This is a genomic window from Blastomonas fulva (genome assembly GCF_003431825.1).
GTDB classification, from domain to species: Bacteria; Pseudomonadota; Alphaproteobacteria; order Sphingomonadales; family Sphingomonadaceae; genus Blastomonas; species Blastomonas fulva.
In genome coordinates, this window is sequence record NZ_CP020083.1 from 3096058 (window position 1) to 3114307 (window position 18250).

Annotated in this window: 18 protein-coding genes; 5 read left to right on the forward strand and 13 right to left on the reverse strand. The window is 64.1% G+C overall.

The features are described from left to right. The first annotated feature begins 42 nt into the window (after nt 1–42). Nucleotides 43–945 carry a LysR family transcriptional regulator gene (locus B5J99_RS14765; protein WP_117352814.1) on the forward strand — a complete coding sequence of 301 codons (903 nt, stop codon included), beginning with the start codon at nt 43–45 and terminating at the stop codon, nt 943–945. 35 nt (nt 946–980) lie between these two features. Here the strand turns inward: B5J99_RS14765 and guaA are convergent, their stop codons facing one another. The 3 genes from guaA to B5J99_RS14780 all read right to left on the reverse strand — a co-directional run bounded on the left by guaA (nt 981) and on the right by B5J99_RS14780 (nt 4779). Then, on the reverse strand, nt 981–2546 hold the full coding sequence (gene guaA / locus B5J99_RS14770) for a glutamine-hydrolyzing GMP synthase (RefSeq protein ID WP_117352815.1): 1566 nt from the start codon (nt 2544–2546) through the stop codon (nt 981–983). A gap of 32 nt (nt 2547–2578) precedes the next feature. Then, nucleotides 2579–4138, reverse strand: a complete 1560-nt coding sequence (locus B5J99_RS14775; RefSeq protein WP_117352816.1) for a class I adenylate-forming enzyme family protein — start codon at nt 4136–4138, stop codon at nt 2579–2581. 107 nt (nt 4139–4245) lie between these two features. Then, nucleotides 4246–4779, reverse strand: a complete 534-nt coding sequence (locus B5J99_RS14780) for a hypothetical protein (protein WP_117352817.1) — start codon at nt 4777–4779, stop codon at nt 4246–4248. A 154-nt stretch (nt 4780–4933) separates the two neighbouring features. On the opposite strand from B5J99_RS14780, the gene gyrB reads away from it, so the two are divergent. Together gyrB and B5J99_RS14790 are read left to right on the forward strand one after the other, a co-directional pair. Next, nucleotides 4934–7450 (forward strand): DNA topoisomerase (ATP-hydrolyzing) subunit B, encoded by a 2517-nt coding sequence (gene gyrB / locus B5J99_RS14785; protein ID WP_117352818.1) that lies wholly within the window; start codon nt 4934–4936, stop codon nt 7448–7450. A 36-nt stretch (nt 7451–7486) separates the two neighbouring features. Further along, nucleotides 7487–7957 (forward strand): NUDIX domain-containing protein, encoded by a 471-nt coding sequence (locus B5J99_RS14790; RefSeq protein WP_117352819.1) that lies wholly within the window; start codon nt 7487–7489, stop codon nt 7955–7957. 14 nt (nt 7958–7971) lie between these two features. Here the strand turns inward: B5J99_RS14790 and dinB are convergent, their stop codons facing one another. Continuing rightward, complete coding sequence (gene dinB / locus B5J99_RS14795) at nt 7972–9072, reverse strand: DNA polymerase IV (RefSeq protein ID WP_117353535.1); 1101 nt, start codon at nt 9070–9072, stop codon at nt 7972–7974. A 108-nt stretch (nt 9073–9180) separates the two neighbouring features. Between dinB and B5J99_RS14800 the strand changes: the two genes are divergently transcribed. Then, the gene (locus B5J99_RS14800; protein ID WP_069050028.1) at nt 9181–10416 is read left to right on the forward strand and encodes a multidrug effflux MFS transporter; all 1236 of its coding nucleotides are present in this window, start codon (nt 9181–9183) and stop codon (nt 10414–10416) included. A 46-nt stretch (nt 10417–10462) separates the two neighbouring features. Here the strand turns inward: B5J99_RS14800 and B5J99_RS14805 are convergent, their stop codons facing one another. The 9 genes from B5J99_RS14805 to hisB form a co-directional block, all read right to left on the reverse strand. Then, nucleotides 10463–12010, reverse strand: a complete 1548-nt coding sequence (locus B5J99_RS14805) for an amino acid permease (protein ID WP_117352821.1) — start codon at nt 12008–12010, stop codon at nt 10463–10465. A 139-nt stretch (nt 12011–12149) separates the two neighbouring features. Continuing rightward, nucleotides 12150–13703, reverse strand: a complete 1554-nt coding sequence (locus B5J99_RS14810) for a pentapeptide repeat-containing protein (RefSeq protein WP_117352822.1) — start codon at nt 13701–13703, stop codon at nt 12150–12152. A gap of 57 nt (nt 13704–13760) precedes the next feature. After that, nucleotides 13761–14141, reverse strand: coding sequence for a histidine triad nucleotide-binding protein (locus tag B5J99_RS14815; RefSeq protein ID WP_117352823.1), 381 nt, complete (start codon nt 14139–14141; stop codon nt 13761–13763). 6 nt (nt 14142–14147) lie between these two features. Further along, complete coding sequence (locus tag B5J99_RS14820; RefSeq protein WP_117352824.1) at nt 14148–14471, reverse strand: phosphoribosyl-ATP diphosphatase; 324 nt, start codon at nt 14469–14471, stop codon at nt 14148–14150. Between the two features lie 57 nt (nt 14472–14528). Then, nucleotides 14529–14789, reverse strand: coding sequence for a hypothetical protein (locus tag B5J99_RS14825; protein WP_069050032.1), 261 nt, complete (start codon nt 14787–14789; stop codon nt 14529–14531). A gap of 149 nt (nt 14790–14938) precedes the next feature. Further along, nucleotides 14939–15706 (reverse strand): imidazole glycerol phosphate synthase subunit HisF, encoded by a 768-nt coding sequence (gene hisF / locus B5J99_RS14830; RefSeq protein ID WP_117352825.1) that lies wholly within the window; start codon nt 15704–15706, stop codon nt 14939–14941. Further along, nucleotides 15706–16431, reverse strand: a complete 726-nt coding sequence (hisA, locus tag B5J99_RS14835; protein WP_054134992.1) for a 1-(5-phosphoribosyl)-5-[(5-phosphoribosylamino)methylideneamino]imidazole-4-carboxamide isomerase — start codon at nt 16429–16431, stop codon at nt 15706–15708. The genes hisF and hisA overlap by 1 nt, the downstream gene beginning before the upstream one ends. Before the next feature lie 2 nt (nt 16432–16433). Then, a complete protein-coding gene (hisH, locus tag B5J99_RS14840; protein ID WP_117352826.1) occupies nt 16434–17054 on the reverse strand; it encodes an imidazole glycerol phosphate synthase subunit HisH in 621 nt (206 codons plus the stop codon). Beyond that, on the reverse strand, nt 17047–17640 hold the full coding sequence (gene hisB, locus B5J99_RS14845) for an imidazoleglycerol-phosphate dehydratase HisB (protein ID WP_054134882.1): 594 nt from the start codon (nt 17638–17640) through the stop codon (nt 17047–17049). The genes hisH and hisB overlap by 8 nt, the downstream gene beginning before the upstream one ends. Before the next feature lie 119 nt (nt 17641–17759). Here hisB and B5J99_RS14850 point away from each other — a divergent pair, with 119 nt between their 5' ends. Continuing rightward, nucleotides 17760–18233, forward strand: coding sequence for an SspB family protein (locus B5J99_RS14850; protein ID WP_054134881.1), 474 nt, complete (start codon nt 17760–17762; stop codon nt 18231–18233). Nucleotides 18234–18250 lie beyond the last annotated feature (17 nt).

Here is an 18250-nt window from a genome sequence, read left to right on the forward strand (position 1 = left end):
AATCGGGATAAACCTGGACGTGACATTGCGGAAAACAGGACAATGATCCGGCACAATCTCGTTGAGCTCGATTGCATTCTTGCGGTTGCGCGCTGCGGCTCCTTCCGCGGGGCTGCGCTTGATCTGGACATGTCGACCACCGCGCTGAGCAACGCCGTGGCCAAGCTCGAACGTCAGCTCGGCGTCCGGCTGTTCAACCGCACCACCCGCAGCGTGTCGCTCACCCAGGCAGGCCGCGGTTTTGTCGAGCAGGTATCCCCTGCGCTCCAGGACATTCGCGAGGCGATGGACATTGCCAGCTCGCAGCAGGTGACACCTTCAGGGACATTGCGGATCAATGCCTTCGCCACGGCTGCGCGCGAGGTCCTCGCGCCGCTGGTCCTGCGCTTTCTCCGCGAACATCCGCAGGTGCATGTCGATCTGGTAACCGAAGGGCGGATGGTCGACATCGTCGCCGACGGGTTCGATTTCGGCCTGCGCAATGCCAACCTTGTCCCCAGCGACATGATCGCGATCCCGCTGGGCCCGCCCCAGCGCCACGCCGTGGTCGCCACCCCGGGCTATCTGCGCGCTTATGGTACCCCGCTGGTCCCTGCCGATCTGCTCGGCCATGCGTGCATCCGGGTGAGGCTTCCCAATGGTTCGTTCTATCGCTGGCATTTTGAGAGCCAGGGCGAAACGGTGCAGATCGACGTGACCGGTCGCATCGCGCTGGACGAGGCGAGTCTTGCGCGGATCGCGGTGCTGGAAGATGTCGGCCTCGGGTTCTTCATGGAATCCGACGTCCGCGAGGATATCGCTGAGCAGCGGGTGATCCGTGTGCTCGAAGACTGGACACCGCCGCTCGCACCCTTGAGCCTCTATTACCCGAACCGGCGCAACCCGTCTGCGGCGTTCAAGGCGTTTGTCGACCTCGCGCGCGACTTCGGCCGCCGCCGAAGGTGAAGGTTAACCGGCTGGAATGCGGCCGAGCCCTCGCCTCATTCCCACTCGATCGTGCCGGGCGGCTTTGACGTGTAGTCGTAGACCACGCGGTTGATGCCCTTGACCTCGTTGATGATCCGCGTCGCGGTGCGCTGCAGGAAGCTTGAGTCGAACGGATAGATGTCTGCGGTCATGCCGTCGGTGCTGGTCACGGCGCGCAGCGCGCAGACGTTGTCATAGGTGCGGCCATCGCCCATCACACCCACGGTCTTGACCGGCAGCAGAACCGCAAACGCCTGCCAGATCGCGTCATACAGCCCGGCGTTGCGGATCTCGTCGAGATAGACCGCATCGGCCTTGCGCAGGATGTCGCAGCGCTCACGCGTGACCTCACCAGGGATGCGGATCGCAAGACCGGGGCCAGGGAACGGATGGCGACCGACGAACACGTCGGGCAGGCCAAGCTCGCGGCCCAGGGCACGGACCTCGTCCTTGAACAGCTCGCGCAAGGGTTCGACCAGCTTCATGTTCATGCGTTCGGGCAATCCGCCGACATTGTGGTGGCTCTTGATCGTTACAGACGGCCCGCCGGTGAACGAGACGCTTTCGATGACATCGGGGTACAGTGTGCCCTGCGCCAGGAACTCCGCGCCGCCGATCTTGCGGGCTTCGGACTCGAACACATCGATAAAGGTCTTGCCGATGAACTTGCGCTTGAGTTCAGGATCAGTGACCCCGGCGAGGCCTCCCATGAATAATGCTTCGGCCTGCACGTGCACCAGCGGGATGTTGTAATGCCCCTTGAACAGGCTGACGACCTGGTCGGCCTCGCCCAGCCGCATCAGCCCGTGATCGACGAACACGCAGGTCAATTGGTCACCGATCGCCTCGTGGATCAGCACCGCAGCCACCGCGCTGTCGACTCCGCCCGAAAGACCGCAGATCACGCGCGACTTGCCGACCTGCTCGCGGATCTCGGCGATCTTGGCGGCCTTGAACTCGGCCATCGACCAGTCGCCCCGGCAGCCGCAAACATGCCGGACGAAGTTGGCGATCAGCTTGCCGCCATCGGGGGTGTGGACAACCTCGGGGTGGAACTGCATCGCGTAGAAGCAACGCTCGTCATCGGCGATTACCGCGAACGGCGCGCCGGGGGAAGATGCGACTGCACGGAAGCCGGGGGCGAGCGCAGTTACCTTGTCGCCATGGCTCATCCACACCTGATGCGCCTCGCCTTCCTTCCACAGCCCGTCGAACAACCGGCAGCGGTCGGTGATCTCGATGAACGCGCGACCGAATTCGCCGCCCTTCTCGCCGCCACCTTCGACCATGCCGCCCAATTGCTGGGTCATCGTCTGCTGGCCATAGCAGATCCCCAAGATCGGCAGGCCCGATTGCAGGATCGCTTCCGGAGCGCGCGGGCTGCCTTCTTCGGTCACCGATGCCGGACCACCCGAGAGGATAATCCCCTTGGGCTTCATCCGGTGAAATGCCGCTTCCGCGCTGCTGAACGGGGCAATCTCGCTATACACCCCCGCCTCGCGCACCCGGCGTGCGATAAGCTGCGTCACCTGGCTGCCGAAATCGACAATCAGAACGGATTCGTCATGGGCTATGGTCATGGTCTGCCGATAGTTGGGGCAACGCGGCGAGTCTAGCCTGCAGTCTCGGCCAGCATCGCCCGCAGGTCCGTCTTCAATATCTTGCCAATATGGCTGCGCGGAAGTTCGTCGATCGAGTGGAGCGCGGAGAGGCGCTGGGTCTTGCCCAGTTCGGCGTTGACGGTGGCGAGCAGCTGATCGAGGTCGAGCGCATGGTCCGGCGCCGCGACCACGAAGCCCACCGGGGTTTCGCCCCAGCGCTCCGACGGCATCCCGACGACCGCGGCATCCGCGACACCAGGCTGTTGCATCAGGATTTCCTCGAGGTCCTTGGGGTAGATGTTGAACCCGCCCGAGATGATCATGTCCTTGGCGCGCCCGACGATCTGGACGAAGCCGTCCTCGTCGACGATGCCAATATCGCCCATCTTGAACCACAGATTGCCGTCCGTATCGCGCCATTCCATGTCGCGCGTCTTGTCGGGCTGGTTCTTGTAGCCGCTCATCATCGTCGGCGAGCGACCCACCATCTCGCCTTTGGATCCCGGTGGCAGTTCCCTGCCCTCTTCGTCGATGACCTTGAGGTCGTGTCCCTTCACCGGCTGGCCGACGGTGTGCAATTTGTCGGGGAAGTTGTGCGCCTGGAGCATGCACACCACCCCGCCCTCGGTCATTCCGTAGATTTCGACCAGACCGCCGGGGAAGCGGCGCAGCGCTTCTGCCTTGAGCTCTGCACTGAACGGGGCGCTGGTGCAGAACTTGACCTGCATCGATGACAGATCATGCGAATCGAACGCCGGGTCGGACATCAGCCGTTGGTACTGCACCGGCACCAGCATGGTGTGGGTGGCGCGCATGGCCTGGGCGGCATTCAGCCACTGGCCGGAATCGAACTTGCCCATCAGCCGCACCATGCCGCCATGCACGATAGTGGGCAGGAACACCGCGAGCGTGGTATTCGAATAGAGCGGGGTGGAGAGGATCGCGCGTGCCTGTTCGCTATAGATCGCCTGGAACCCCGCGACCGACTGCCGCCAGCGCATGGCGTGCGAATGCACGATGCCCTTGGGGGTTCCGGTGGTGCCGCTGGAATAGATGATGTTGAAGGCATCGCCCGGCTGCGGCGGAGCGATGTCGGGCACGGAGCCTTCCGGCGCCATCCATTCGCTCAGCGAAGGCGTTTCACCGGCCGCGGCATCGAGCATGACATGGCGCGCCGTCCCCAGATCCACTCCGCTGGCGAGCAGTTCGGCGCGCTTGTCGCCATCAATGAACAGGTGGATCGCGCCGGAATCGGCGAGCATGTTGGCGAGCTGGCGCGGCGTTGCGCTGGTGGTGAGTGGCGCAGCACAGCCGCCGGCGCGGATCGCCGCCAGATAAGCGAGCGCATAAGGGATGCCGGTGGTGCCGAGAATCGCTACCGCCTGTCCACGCTGTAGGCCATCGGCGATCAGCTGCGCTGCGATGCGGTCGACCTGGCCCGACAGCGCGCCCCAGCTGATGCGGTGATACCCGTCATCGAGCGCGATGGCATCGGGCTGAAGCGTTCCCCATGCCGCAACAATCCCCGGCCAGTTGCCGAATTCGCGTTCGAGCTCTGCTTTAATGTCCATCCAAATCCTCTCCCGGCGGCTTGAGCGCCACCTGCTTGAGGCAAGTTATGCCCAGAGCGGCATCACGAGGAAAGCGGCAATCGCAGGGGCGACAGCCTGACGGCCGATCAATTGGCCACCGCGGCGACAAAGGTGTTTTCCACCCAGCCGCTAAGGCACGGACCGGCATAAGGCTGCTTGGTGCGAACGGGCCTCGTCACCCCGCAATCGACCGTTGCGGCGGGAGCTGCCTCATCCGTTGGCGGCGCAGCTGCGCCTTCGGGAGCGGCCTGGCTGCTGGGCGATGGTCCGACCACGACCCCAAGCCATTGCTGGTCGAGGCTGCGGGTGCAGACAAAGACATGGGTGTCGTCGGTGAGTGCGCCGACCTGCTTGGCGCCATCGAACGGAGCATCGCGCACCGGCAGTTCGCCCCCGCGCAATCCGCCGACGCGGCCGCGTCCCTGGCAGGCGGCAAAGCGCGTTCCGCCCTCGCCGATGCTCACCGGGCGCGCGGTCGGGCTGGCGTCGGACGCGCCCAGCCGTTCGCCAGCGGCCTGACCGCCCGGCTCGCGCTTGCTCGCAGGTTCGGGGTCGGCGCATCCGGCGACCGCCAAAATGGGCAGCAGCACGGCGATCAGAGGCAGCGGATTGGCTTTCATGGTTCCGGTTATAGGTGATCGCCCGGGTCATACAAGCAACCTGCGGCGGAGGGATCGTGGCAGGTCGTTCCGCAGCGTCTGTGGCACGCTAAAATATGTGCAAAAACGACCAGTTCCGCTTGGGTTTCGGGTCTCGCGCGGCTATGACGCAACGATGACAGACACTCCCAGCACTTCCACCGAGAATAACCAGAACCCGGCCAACACCAACAGCTATGGCGCAGATTCGATCAAGGTCCTCAAGGGCCTGGATGCGGTGCGCAAGCGCCCGGGCATGTACATTGGCGATACCGACGATGGATCAGGCCTGCACCACATGGTGTTCGAGGTTTCGGACAACGCCATCGACGAGGCGCTCGCCGGCCATTGCGACCGCGTGCTGATCACGCTCAACCCCGACAATTCGGTGACGGTCGAGGATAACGGCCGCGGCATCCCCACGGGAATCCATACCGAAGAGGGCATCTCGGCGGCCGAGGTCATCATGACCCAGCTGCACGCGGGCGGAAAGTTCGAGAACACCAGCGACGACAATGCCTACAAGGTTTCCGGCGGCCTGCACGGCGTGGGCGTCAGCGTCGTCAACGCGCTGTCGGAATGGCTCGAGCTGCGCATCTGGCGCGACGGCCAGGAACACTGGATGCGCTTTCGTCACGGCGATTCCGAAGCGCCGCTGAAGGTCACGGGACCTGCGCCCGAGGGCAAGAAGGGCACGCAGGTCACCTTCCTGTTTTCGCAGGACACGTTCAAGAACGTCACAGAATATGATTTCGAGAAGCTCGAGCACCGCTATCGTGAGCTCGCGTTCCTCAACTCGGGCGTCCGCGTCATCCTGCGTGATGAGCGCCACGCCGAGCCCAAGGAGCACGACCTGTATTACGAGGGCGGGATTGCCGCGTTCGTCAAATGGCTCGATCGAAACAAACAGCCGCTGATGCCCGATCCGATCGCGATTTCCGGGTCGCGCGACGATGTAACCATCGACGTCTCGCTGGAGTGGAACGACAGCTATTACGAGAACGTGCTGTGCTTCACCAACAACATACCACAGCGCGACGGCGGCACGCATCTGGCCGCCTTCCGCGCCGCGCTGACCCGGACGCTCAACAGCTATGCGGAAAAGTCGGGGCTGCTGAAGAAGGAAAAGGTCTCGCTCACCGGCGATGACATGCGCGAAGGCCTGACCGCGATCGTCTCGGTCAAGCTTCCCGACCCCAAGTTCAGCTCGCAGACCAAGGACAAGCTTGTCAGCTCCGAGGTTCGCCAGCCGCTCGAAAGCCTGATGGCCGACAAGATGGCCGAGTGGCTCGAGGAAAACCCCGCGCACGCCAAGTCGATCGTCGCCAAGATCATCGATGCCGCAGCGGCCCGCGAGGCCGCCAAGAAAGCGCGCGAACTCACCCGGCGCAAGGGCGCGATGGACATCGCTTCGTTGCCCGGCAAGCTTGCCGACTGCCAGGAGCGTGATCCTGCCAAGTCCGAACTGTTCCTGGTCGAGGGTGACTCGGCAGGCGGATCGGCCAAGCAGGGCCGCGACCGGCATTACCAGGCGATCCTGCCCTTGAAGGGCAAGATCCTCAACGTCGAGCGTGCGCGCTTCGACCGGATCATCTCGTCGAAGGAAGTTGGCACGCTGATCCAGGCGATGGGCACCGGCATTCGCGATGATTTCAACATCGAGAAACTGCGCTATCACAAGATCGTGATCATGACCGACGCTGACGTCGACGGCGCGCATATCCGTACGCTGCTGCTCACGTTCTTCCATCGTCAGATGCCCGAGATCATCCGCGCAGGGCATTTGTACATCGCCCAGCCGCCGCTGTACAAGGTCGCCAAGGGCAAGAGCGAGGTGTATCTCAAGGACAATGACGCGCTCGATCAGTATCTGGTCGATGCAGGGCTGCAGGGCCGTATTCTCGAGACGGTAGAGGGCGCGCGCGGCGGCGATGATCTTCGCGAACTGGTCGAGCACGCCCGGCGCATGAAGAGCCTGATGACCTACGTCCCGCGCCGTTACGATCCTCTGATCATCGAGGGGCTGGCGCTTGCCGGGGCACTTTCGCCCGACATGCCGGACAGCGACAGATTGGCCGCGGTCAACACCGCGACGGCCTGGATGGGTGGGGCCGATCCTGAGGCGCGCTGGACGGGTGAACTCTCGGTCGAGGGCGGCTATCATCTCGAGCGTTGGTGGCGCGGGGTAACCGACCATCACGTCGTCGACCTGCCCTTCCTCAACAGCGCCGAGGCGCGCAAGCTGCACAGGGTGGCAGGCGAATTCGCCCCGATGTACCTGAACCCGAGCAGACTGGTCAAAGCGGGCGCCGCTGCGCCGACCGAGAGCGACATCGATGGCGATGAAGCGGATGACGCCGTCACCGTGGTCACCGGCGTGACGATCAATCGGCCTTCGGTTCTGCTCGAAACGATCCTCGCGGCTGGGCGCAAGGGGCTGGCCATCGCCCGCTACAAGGGGCTGGGCGAGATGAACGCCGAGCAGCTGTGGGAAACCACGCTCGATCCCAACCATCGCTCGCTGCTGCAGGTCAAGGTCGACGACGCCGACATCACCGACGAGGTTTTCACCCAGCTGATGGGCGATATCGTAGAGCCGCGTCGCGAGTTCATCCAGGAGAATGCGCTCAACGTCGCCAATCTGGATGTCTGAGCGCTTCGGGCGATGCGGCGGGTCCGGACAGCGCGCATGAGCGCGATGCATCCGGTCTACCGGGTCGCCCAGAAGGTCCGGCTGGTCTATTGGCGGGTGTTCAAGCCGCGCACCTACGGCGTCAAGGTCGTCGCACTGGGCGATGGCGGCACCGTCATGCTCGTGCGACACAGCTATCAGTCGCGCGACCTGTTCATGCTACCCGGTGGAGGCATCCATCGCGGCGAGACCGTGCTGGCCGCGGCGGAGCGCGAATTGCGCGAGGAGACCGGCTGCAGGCTTGGCAATGCGCGGATTCATGGGGAATTCTTCTCCGCTGCCGAGGGCGCGCGCAATCACATCACCGTTGTGACCGGCACGGCCTCGGGCGAACCTTGCGTCGATGGGCGCGAGATCATCGAGGCGGCTTTCGTTCCGCTTGACCTCCTGCCCGCCAACATCGCACCTGCCAGCCTGCGCCGCCTGATCGAGGTGCGCGACGGCCTGCCGCCAGCAGCTGAGTGGTAGGATAGCAGCTGCATTCAGCTGAATGGCAGCTCGGGCTGGCGCAGATCGGTCTCTTCCTCTTCCTCGGCGCTCGACAGGCCCGACAAGGTCAGCCCCAGCAGCCTGATGCCGTTCTGCAGCGGCAGGATCTGATCGACCAGCGCCTGGCCGATCTGGCCGAAGGCTGCGCGGTCCGGCACCGGCTGGCCGAGCGAACGGGCGCGGGTAATCGTCTGGAAGTCGGCATAGCGCGCCTTCAAGGTCACGGTGCGCCCCTGCGCCTCGTTGCGTTCGACGCGTTCCCACACGATGTCGGCGATGCTCTCCAGCGCGTCACGCAATCCCGATTCGGTCCAGATATCCTCGCCATAGGTCCGTTCGCCGCCGATCGATTTGCGGATCCGGTCGGGGCGTACCGGGCGGTGGTCGATCCCGCGCGCGGCGCCGTGCAGATAGCTTCCCCAGCTGCCGAAATGCGCAAGCAGCCATTGCTCGGTCTTGTCCGCCAGATCGGCGCCGGTGACGATGCCGAGGCCCGCCATCTTTTCCGCGGTGCGCGGGCCGACGCCATGAAAGCGCTTGATCGGCAGTGCGGCGACAAAGGCAGATCCCTGTTCGGGGCGGATCACGCACAGGCCATCGGGCTTGTTCTGGTCACTCGCCAGCTTGGCGATGAACTTGTTGTATGACACGCCCGCGCTTGCGGTCAGTCCGGTCTCGCGCGCGATATCGGCGCGGATCATCTGCGCGATCTGCGTCGCCGATGCGATGGCGTGCTTGTTGATGCTGACGTCGAGATACGCCTCGTCGAGCGACAGCGGTTCGATCAGATCGGTGTGCCGGGCAAAGATGGCGCGGATCTGGCGCGAGACCTGCTGATAGACATCGAAACGCGGCTTGACGAACAGCAGGTCGGGGCAGCGCCGCAGCGCGGTGACCGATGGCATTGCCGAGCGCACCCCGAAGGTCCGCGCCTCATAGCTGGCCGCGGCCACCACACCCCGCCCTGAGGAGCCTCCAACCGCGACGGGCCGCCCGCGCAGCGCCGGGTTGTCGCGCTGTTCGACGCTCGCAAAGAAGGCATCCATGTCGATGTGGATGATCTTGCGCAGCGGCGGATCATGGGGGTCTGGCATGCTGGCAGAGAAATAGAAGTGCGACAGGCGGTTGGCAATCGCGGCCGCAACGCCCATTATGATGCAATGCACAATAACCAGTTAGCAGAACCGGCGCCCAGAGCTGCCTTGGCGCCGACCACGGAGTTTCCGCTGGGCCCGCGCGAGCTCGTGGCGATGATGGCCGCCTTGATGGCGCTCAATGCGCTGGCGATCGATGCCATCCTTCCGGCATTCCCCGCGCTGGGCGAAGCGTTCTCCGTCACCGATCCCAACAACCGGCAGTACATCATCAGCAGTTACCTGATGGGCATGGGTCTGGGGTCGCTGTTCTATGGTCCGATCGGCGACAGGTTCGGTCGCAAGCCGGTGCTGCTGTTTTCGGTTGCGATGTATGTCGTGTTCGGTCTCGCCTGCGCGTTTGCACCCGATTTCGACACTCTGCTGATGCTGCGCTTTGCCCAAGGATTTTCTGCGGCGGCGATGGGCGTGCTGGTGGTCTCTGTGATCCGCGACATCTTTTCCGGCGACCGGATGGCGCGGTTCATGTCGATCATCTTCATCGTCTTCATGGCGGTGCCTGTGATCGCGCCGACCATCGGCCAGCTGATCCTGTATTTCGCCGAATGGCAGTTCATCTTCATCCTGCTGACCGTGATGGGCACCGCTGTGGGGGTGTGGGTGTTCCTGCGGCTTCCCGAAACGCTGAAGCCCGAAAACGTCATCCCGATCCGGCTCGACACGATCGGCAGCACCTGGTTCAAGGTTGTGTTCAACCGCACCGGCTTTGGCCACGTCGCCGCGGGCGGCCTGCTGATGGGGGCGATGTTCGGCTTCCTCAACAGCTCGCAGCAGATCTTTTCAGAAGTGTTCGGCGCGCGCGAGATTTTCCCGTACGCCTTCGCCGCGGTCGCAGGATCGATGGCGCTTTCCAACTGGTTCAACAGCCGCATCGTCGAGCGTTTCGGCGCACGCCGCGTTTCGCAATCGGCGTTGCTGGCGTTCCTGGTGCTGTCGGCGATGCAGATCGGCGCGGCGTTGATCCCGGGCGAGCCGATGGCGCTGTTTCTGGCGATTGTCGCGCTCAACATGGCGATGATCGGCTTTATCGGCGCCAATTTCGGGTCGATTGCGATGGAACCGTTCGCCAAGATGGCAGGTGCGGCCTCGTCCTTCCAGATGGCGTTCCGCACTGTGCTGGGCACTGCGATCGGCGCCTTTGTCGGCCAGGCCTTCGATGGAAGCACGCTTCCGATGGCACTGGGCTTTCTTGTCTGCGGCATCGCGGCGCTTGCGGTGATCTTTTGGGCCGAGCGCGGCAAGCTGTTCGCGCGCCCGGGCACCTGTCCCAAATCGCCGATGTAGGTTGGACACAAAAAACCCCGGCGGGTGAGGCCGGGGTTTTTCTGGATCAACCGTGCGGGTTGAGGATGTCGTCGTCGGGTACCTCGACGATGCCCTTGCCCAGATGGCTCGCCTTGTAGCCATAGAGGTAATAGATCACCAGGCCGACAGCAGCCCACGCAGGCAGCACGATCATCGCCTCGAACGGCAGGTTGAGGAACAGGAAGATGCATCCTGCGATCGTCGCCGGTCCGACCAGCCACAGGGCCGGCGTACGGAACAGCCGCTCGCGATCGGGATCGGTCTTGCGCAGCATCATCACCGCAATTGCCACCATCATGAACGCATAGAGTGTTCCGGCATTCGCGATATCGGCAAGCTGTCCGACCGGCAGGAACGCTGCGGCAAAGGCCACGATCGCACCCGTGATCGCGGTGACGACATAGGGCGTCTTCCACTTGGGGTGGATCTTCGACAGCCCTTCGGGCAGCAGGCCATCGCGCGCCATCACGAAGAAGATGCGGGTCTGGCCGAACAGCAGGATCAGGATCACCGAAGGCAGCGCGATGAAGGCCGCGATGCCCAGCATGTTGCCCACGCCGCTGAAGCCGATCTTGCGCAGCACGTGCGCCAGCGCCTCGTTCGAGCAGACCAGCATTTCCGAATATTCGGGCAGCGCGCACTGGCGGGCGAGTTCTTCAGAACCTGCGGGGAACGGAACGCCGCCAGGACCCATGATCGGCTGGCCGCCGATCGATCCGACTGCGCCTGCAGCCACCAGGATATAGAACACGGTACAGATGCCGAGGCTGCCGATCAGGCCGATCGGCACGTTGCGCTGCGGGTTCTTGGTTTCTTCGGCAGCTGTCGAGACCGCATCGAAGCCGACATAGGCAAAGAAGATGGTCGCGGCAGCACCCACGGCGCCCACGCCCGATCCAAAGCCGCCAAACACACCGGCAGGCAGGAAGGGATTGAAGTTAGCCATTTCGGTTTCAGGCAGGGTCAGCACGATGAACGCGGTCAGCGCGGTCACCTTGATCAGCACCAGCACGGCGTTGACCTTGGCCGATTCGTTGGTGCCGATCATCAGCAACCACGTCACCAGCAGCGCGATGACCACGGCAGGCAGGTTGATCAGACCACCCGGTGCGCCTCCCAGCGCGACAGGGCCTGCTGTCAGATATGGTGGCAGCACGATCCCGAAAAATTCGTTCAATATCGTGCCGGTGAAATAGCCGGACCATCCGACCGACACCGCGCTTGCCGCCACGGCATATTCGAGCACTAGCGCCCAGCCGACGGTCCAGGCCAGCATTTCGCCCATTACCGAATAGGTATATGTATAGGCAGACCCCGCGACCGGGATCATTGCGGCGATTTCGGCATAGCACAAAGCGGCCACGATGCAGATCAGGCCAGCGATTGCAAACGCCAGCATCAGGCCGGGACCGGCCTTTTGCGCGCCCGCAGACGTCAGCACAAAGATGCCGGTACCGATGACGCAGCCGATCCCGAACAGGGTCAGCTGAAAGGCCCCGAGCGTCGGGTGCAATGATTTTTTCTTCGCGGTCGCCAATATGGCGTCCAGCGGTTTGACACGGGCAAATTTCATGATGTTGTCGATTTCCCACCCATGGCAGGTTCGGACCTGCCGGTTGCGTCCCGGGGCTACACCCCTATGCCCAAAGGATTAGCGGCTTTTCACGCGCTGGCAACCGGCTTGTCATAAAGTTGCGGCAGGATTGCGGGCTTTACTCCTGCAAACGTGCCTGATCGGCATAGCGCTTGAGATCCTCAGGCTGTAGGTCGATCCGCCGCAGCGGCGAGAACGCCGCGCGCATCCCGCAACTGGCATAATCCAGCTCGGCCTCGGGCAGGTCGCTCGAGGGGCGCCCGCTCTCGAAAACCTCCACCACGTCGCCATGGACGCGGATGACCCTGGCATTAAGCCGCTTGCCCGGGATCGGCGCGGAGTACCATCCGGTAAGCGGATCGAGCCGCAGGCCCGAAGCACCCAGCGAACAGGTGTGCGCATTGGCACCGACCGCCTCGCCGCTCACCGCATAGCTTCCGTCGGTAGCGCGGCTGACATAGACCAGCGCGTCCGATGCACCTGCCAGCACCGGAGCGATCCGCGCAAATACGGCACTGGCGCGCATCGCATCGGTCAGCGGAAGGGAATCCTCGATGAAAACCGCGCCCTGCCCGCGCGCTAGCCACTCCTGCTCGCCAAGCTGGCCGAGAAGCTCCCCGATCCGGTCGCGGTGCGCGGCGCGCAGGCAATCGGACGGGTATTCGCCGCGCATACACGCGTCGCGTTGTCCGATCCATTGCCGCTGTTCTGCAACCGCCTGCGGGCGGACCTTGCGGACCCTGGCGAACAGTGCGGCCATGTCACGGTCGGCCTGGCCAAGGTCGGGCGCATCGGGCAGGCACAGCATCTTTTCGACAGCGCTCGCCGCACGTGCGCAATCGAACGAGGGCCCGCTGGCAAAGGACGCGGCGATTGCGGTATCGTCGGCGATCGCCTGGGCCTCTTCCACCGAAAGCTCGATCGTCCTGTCGGCGCCTGTCAGCACCAGGGGGTGGACAATCTTGCGCCCCTTGAAGCTGGCGAGCTGGCCGGGAGAGATCTCGGTGCGATCGAGCACCGCACCGTCAAGTTCGATGTCGCTCAGGCCATAACGGTGGAAGCTGCTGAGCTTCGCTCGGGTAAAGTCGGCACCACGCGCCGAAATCTGCCGGTCGCCATCATAAAGCGGGCAGCCATCGGACAGGGTGATGCCGCAGGAGAAAGTGAAACCGGTCAGGTTCGCTTCATCGAGTTTCCAACCATCGACACCGCCATCGAACCAGCCCCCCTCGAACCACCCGCCGCTGAAGTCGGCCTTGTCGGCATGGGTATTGGTCAGCACCGCATCGCGGAACAGCACGCCGGGGGCCCTGATCGAGCTCAACGCGGCTTCTGTCAAATCGGACTTGATGAAGCCGACCCCGGGCGCGTTGGCCCCGGTCCACACGCTTCCCTTGAGATCGGCCTCCACGAAACACGCATTGGTCAGCCGGACCTTGCGGAAATCCCATTCGGAGAAATTGCCGCCCTGAATCACCGCACCATCGCCGACAGCGCGTGCTAGGTCCTCGGGGCTCTTGTAGGCGGTGCCGTCGATCGTTCTGATATCGGACGGGGCCGGAGTCTCGCCCCAGAAATCGCCGAGCATGCGCACGCAGGGAACCCCGCTGTCCGCCCAGACCGGAGTGATCGTCAGCAGCAAAACGGAAATGATCGCCAGCAGCCTGATCATGATCACTCTTCCCCGTGTGCGCCGCCAGTCTATCGCAGGGCCGTCCCGCCGAAAAGGTCAGCCGTTCATCAGCATCGGGCCCAGCTTGCGCCCAGCGAACAGGTGGACATGGAGGTGCGGCACCTCCTGGTGCGCATTCATGCCGACATTGGCGAGCAGACGATAGCCGGGCTCGACCAGCCCCAGCATGCGCGCCACCTCGCCCACACCGCGCACGAACGCCGCAATCTGCTCGTCAGTGCCCCGCGCCGAGAAATCGTCCCAGCTGACGAACGGTGCCTTGGGGATCACCAGCACATGCGTGGGCGCCTGCGGGTTGATGTCGTGAAACGCCAGCACATGGTCGTCCTCGTGGACCTTCGTGCACGGAATCTCGCCGCGCAGAATCTTGGCGAAGATGTTCCGGTCGTCATAGGGAAGCGTGGGGTCAATCGGCATGATCGGTCACTCCTTCGGGCGGGATGCCTTCTCGGCGATCCCGGAGGTGCCTTCGCGGGCATCCAGTTCAGCGAGAAGCTGGTCCCAGGTCAGGCCCATATCGGCCAACAGCACCAGCAGGTGGAAAATCAGATCGGCGCTTTCGCTGATCACGCCCGGGCCGTCGTCCTTGATCGCGGCGATGACGGTCTCGACGCCCTCCTCGCCGATCTTCTGGGCGATGCGGGCACGGCCCCTGGCGCTCAGCTTCGCCACATAGCTGCTGTCGGAAGAGGCGCTGCGCCGCTCGGCGATGATGGCTTCAAGCCGCTGGATGATGGGGTCTGCCATGGTTCAGCGCTCTGCGCGCAGCCATGGCCAAGGTCAAGAGGGCGAAGCTTCGACCGTTCAGGGTTTGGGCGGGCCCTTGCGCTTGCCGCCCGCGGCCCAGCGGCCGATCAGCAGTCCGGCAATTCCCATGAACAGCAGGCCCAGATTGCCGGGTTCTGCGATCTCGATCCAACTGCGGATGCCTTCGGCGCGGGTCAGCCCGTCAAGCGTCGCACCCGACAGCGGACTGGCCAGCGCCTGCTGGCCTAAAAGCAACGCGCCGCCCAATGCGCCCACGATCCCGCGCGCGGTAAAGCCGTTGATTCTGCCGGGTTTCATTCCGAGACACTTCATGTTCAAAGGTTAAGCAAGCTGCTGGCCAAATCGGCCTGAGCGGCGGAATTGCTTGCGTACAATGGTTAAAGCCCCACGCCCATATCTGCCGCTTGTCAAGCGGGCCGACATTCCGTTCAGCCGATTTTACCCGGTCAACCGCCCCGCGCAGGCAGGCCTGCCGCGCGCAAGGCTGCGTGCGCATCGGCGATGCTCGCTTCGCCGAAATGGAATATCGAGGCGGCCAGCACCGCGCTGGCATGGCCCTGGGTCACACCGTCGACCAGATGGCCGATGTGGCCGACGCCACCGCTCGCCACGACCGGGATATCCACCTGGTCGGCGATCGTGCGGATGAGGTCCAGATCATAGCCATCGCGGGTGCCGTCGCGGTCCATCGAAGTCACGAGCAGCTCGCCTGCGCCCAGCCTGGTCAGGTTGAGCGCGTGCGCTATGGCATCGATCCCGGTCGCCTTGCGTCCGCCATGGGTGAAGATTTCCCAGCCCTCACCTTCCGCGCGGCGCCGCGCATCGATCGAGGCGACGACGCACTGGCTGCCGAAGCGCTCGGCGATATCGCCGACAAGCTCGGGCCTTGCAACCGCCGCGCTGTTGATCGCGACCTTGTCCGCGCCTGCCAGCAGCAGCGCGCGCGCATCCTCGGGGCTGCGCACGCCGCCGCCGACGGTCACCGGCATGAAGCAGACTTCGGCCGTGCGCCGGACCACTTCGATGATCGTGCCCCGCGCCTCATGGCTGGCCGAGATATCGAGGAAGCACAGCTCGTCAGCACCGGCGGCGTCATAGGCGCGCGCCTGTTCGACCGGATCGCCCGCATCCTTCAAGTCGACGAAGTTCACGCCCTTGACCACCCGGCCATTGGCGACGTCGAGACAGGGAATGACTCGGACGCGAACGCTCATCAGCGCGCGGCCATCGCGATCGCGGTCGCCAGGTCCAGCCGGCCATCATACAGCGCGCGGCCCGTGATCACGCCCTCGATGCCGTCCTCGGCATGCAGGCTGAGCATGTGGATATCGTCGATGCCCTTCACCCCGCCGCTGGCGATTACCGGGATATCCGTGGTGCGCGCCAGCGCCACGGTCGCCTCGATGTTGCAGCCCTTGAGCATGCCGTCGCGGCCCACATCGGTGAACAGCAGGCTGGCGACGCCCGCATCCTCGAACCGGCGCGCCATGTCGGCGACCGGCACGTCGGAGACATCTGCCCAGCCATGTGTCGCGACCATGCCGTCGCGCGCATCGACAGCGACGACAATGCCGCCCTCATAGGCCTTCGCCATGTCGCGAACGAACTCAGGATCGGTCAGCGCCGCGGTGCCGATAACGACGCGCGCGACGCCGAGGCCGAACCAGCCCTCGACCGCTTCGCGCGTGCGGATTCCGCCACCCAGCTGCAGATAGCCGGGAAAGCTCGCGATGATCGATTCGACCGCGCTGCGGTTGACCGCCTCGCCGGCAAACGCGCCGTCGAGATCGACGACGTGCAGATGCTGCGCGCCGGCCTGCGAGAAAAGCATCGCCTGTGCTGCGGGATCATCGCCGTACACGGTCGCGCGGTCCATATCGCCCTCGGCGAGCCGGACCACCTGTCCACCCTTGAGGTCGATGGCCGGAAAAACGATGATGCTCATGGCCAGCTCCAGTCAAGAAAGCGCCGGAGCAGGTCCAGTCCGTAGGCCTGGCTCTTTTCCGGATGAAATTGAACGCCGATGATGTTGTCCCGCGCCACGGCAGCTGTGACAGGTCCGCCATGATCGGTGCGCGCGGCGACATGCGACTCATCGGCGGCGACAAAGTGATAGCTGTGCAGGAAGTAGGCCTCGCCATGCGCAATCAGCGGCGCACCTGCTTCGGGCACGACATCGTTCCAGCCCATATGCGGCACCTTGATGCCGGGTGCGGCCTCGATCAGCCGAACCTCGCCGGGAATCCATCCGAGGCCCGCATGCACGCCATGCTCCACGCCCCGCGTCGCGAGCAGCTGCATGCCGACACAGATGCCAAGGAACGGCACCCTGTCGCCCAGCACCCGGGCTTCCAGGGCATCGATCATTCCCGGAATAGCCGCAAGCCCGCCCATGCAGGCGGCGAAGGCGCCCACACCGGGCAGAACGATCCGGTCGGCGTTGCGCACAATATCGGGATCGGCCGACACCGCGATGTCGGGAGCGCCTGCCGCCTTCAGCGCGTTGTGGACGCTGTGCAGATTGCCCGCGCCGTAATCGATCAGCGCAACGCGCTCAGCCACCCAGCACACCCTTGGTCGAGGGAATGGCGCCCTGCTTGCGCGGGTCGATCTCGACTGCGGACCGCATCGCGCGGGCAAAACCCTTGTAGATGCTTTCGCAGATGTGATGGTTGTTGGCGCCGTAGAGCAGTTCGATGTGCAGCGTCAGCCCTGCGGTCTGCGCGATCGAATGGAACCAGTGTTCGAACAGCTCGGTGTCCATCTCGCCCAAACGGGGCTGCGTGAAGCCCGCCTTCCAGACGAAGAATGGGCGGCCCGATATATCCACCGCAACCCGGCTCAGCGTCTCGTCCATCGGCGAATAGGCATGGCCATAGCGGACGATGCCGCCCTTGTCGCCCAGCGCCTGGACGATCGCCTGGCCGATGGCCAGCGCGCAATCCTCGGTGGTGTGGTGCTGGTCGACATGCAAGTCGCCCTTGATCCGGCAGGTCAAGTCGATCAGCGAATGGCGCGAGAACTGCTCCACCATATGATCGAGAAAGCCGATGCCGGTGGAGACGTCGAACTGACCGGTCCCGTCGAGATTCACCTCGACGAAGATGTCGGTTTCATGGGTCTTGCGTTCTATCCGGGCGCTGCGCATGGTGCGCCCTATAATCACCTCGCGGGCACGCGCAACATCTTTGCCGTCTGTCGAAGCTCATTGCCCCGACATGGCAATAGCGCCTTGACCCTGCGCGGCAGTCAGTCCAACAAAAAGGCATGAGTGACGATGCAGCCGACAGCCTGATTCCCTATGACGAGATCGTGCAGGAAGCCCTGCGCGCTGTCGTGGGCCGGGTGCTGGGCGAGGTGGAGACCAACGGCCTCCCCGGGAACCACCATTTCTATATCACCTTCAAGACCAAATCGCCGGGTGTCGATATTCCCCGGCATCTGGTCGAGCGTTTCCCCGACGAAATGACCATCGTGCTCCAGCAGAAGTTCTGGGACCTGAAGGTTGAAAAGACGGGCTTTGCGGTGGGCCTGAGCTTCAACCGGGTGCCTGCGCACCTTTTCATCCCGTACAGCGCGATCACCGCGTTCGTCGACCCTGCGGTCGATTTCGGGCTGCAGTTCCAGGTGACCGGCGATACGCCTCCGCCCGAGCCGCACGAGGCCGCCGAAAACGACCATCCCGGCGGCGATGGCGATGGTTCCAACGTTGTCAGCGTGGATTTCGGCAAGCGCAAATAGCGGCGTGGCCGCTCAAC

Excerpts from the sequence above, each read along its gene's own strand:
- B5J99_RS14820 (WP_117352824.1), bottom strand. The coding sequence starts at position 14,471 with ATGGCAGACCCCATCATCCAGCGGCTTGAAGCCATCATCGCCGAGCGG.
- B5J99_RS14775 (WP_117352816.1), bottom strand. The coding sequence starts at position 4,138 with ATGGACATTAAAGCAGAGCTCGAACGCGAATTCGGCAACTGGCCGGGG.
- B5J99_RS14810 (WP_117352822.1), bottom strand. The coding sequence starts at position 13,703 with ATGATCAGGCTGCTGGCGATCATTTCCGTTTTGCTGCTGACGATCACT.
- hisB (WP_054134882.1), bottom strand. The coding sequence starts at position 17,640 with ATGCGCAGCGCCCGGATAGAACGCAAGACCCATGAAACCGACATCTTC.
- hisF (WP_117352825.1), bottom strand. The coding sequence starts at position 15,706 with ATGAGCGTTCGCGTCCGAGTCATTCCCTGTCTCGACGTCGCCAATGGC.
- guaA (WP_117352815.1), bottom strand. The coding sequence starts at position 2,546 with ATGACCATAGCCCATGACGAATCCGTTCTGATTGTCGATTTCGGCAGC.
- B5J99_RS14815 (WP_117352823.1), bottom strand. The coding sequence starts at position 14,141 with ATGCCGATTGACCCCACGCTTCCCTATGACGACCGGAACATCTTCGCC.
- B5J99_RS14790 (WP_117352819.1), top strand. The coding sequence starts at position 7,487 with ATGAGCGCGATGCATCCGGTCTACCGGGTCGCCCAGAAGGTCCGGCTG.
- B5J99_RS14765 (WP_117352814.1), top strand. The coding sequence starts at position 43 with ATGATCCGGCACAATCTCGTTGAGCTCGATTGCATTCTTGCGGTTGCG.
- B5J99_RS14780 (WP_117352817.1), bottom strand. The coding sequence starts at position 4,779 with ATGAAAGCCAATCCGCTGCCTCTGATCGCCGTGCTGCTGCCCATTTTG.
- dinB (WP_117353535.1), bottom strand. The coding sequence starts at position 9,072 with ATGCCAGACCCCCATGATCCGCCGCTGCGCAAGATCATCCACATCGAC.
- B5J99_RS14805 (WP_117352821.1), bottom strand. The coding sequence starts at position 12,010 with ATGAAATTTGCCCGTGTCAAACCGCTGGACGCCATATTGGCGACCGCG.
- B5J99_RS14850 (WP_054134881.1), top strand. The coding sequence starts at position 17,760 with ATGAGTGACGATGCAGCCGACAGCCTGATTCCCTATGACGAGATCGTG.
- B5J99_RS14825 (WP_069050032.1), bottom strand. The coding sequence starts at position 14,789 with ATGAAACCCGGCAGAATCAACGGCTTTACCGCGCGCGGGATCGTGGGC.
- gyrB (WP_117352818.1), top strand. The coding sequence starts at position 4,934 with ATGACAGACACTCCCAGCACTTCCACCGAGAATAACCAGAACCCGGCC.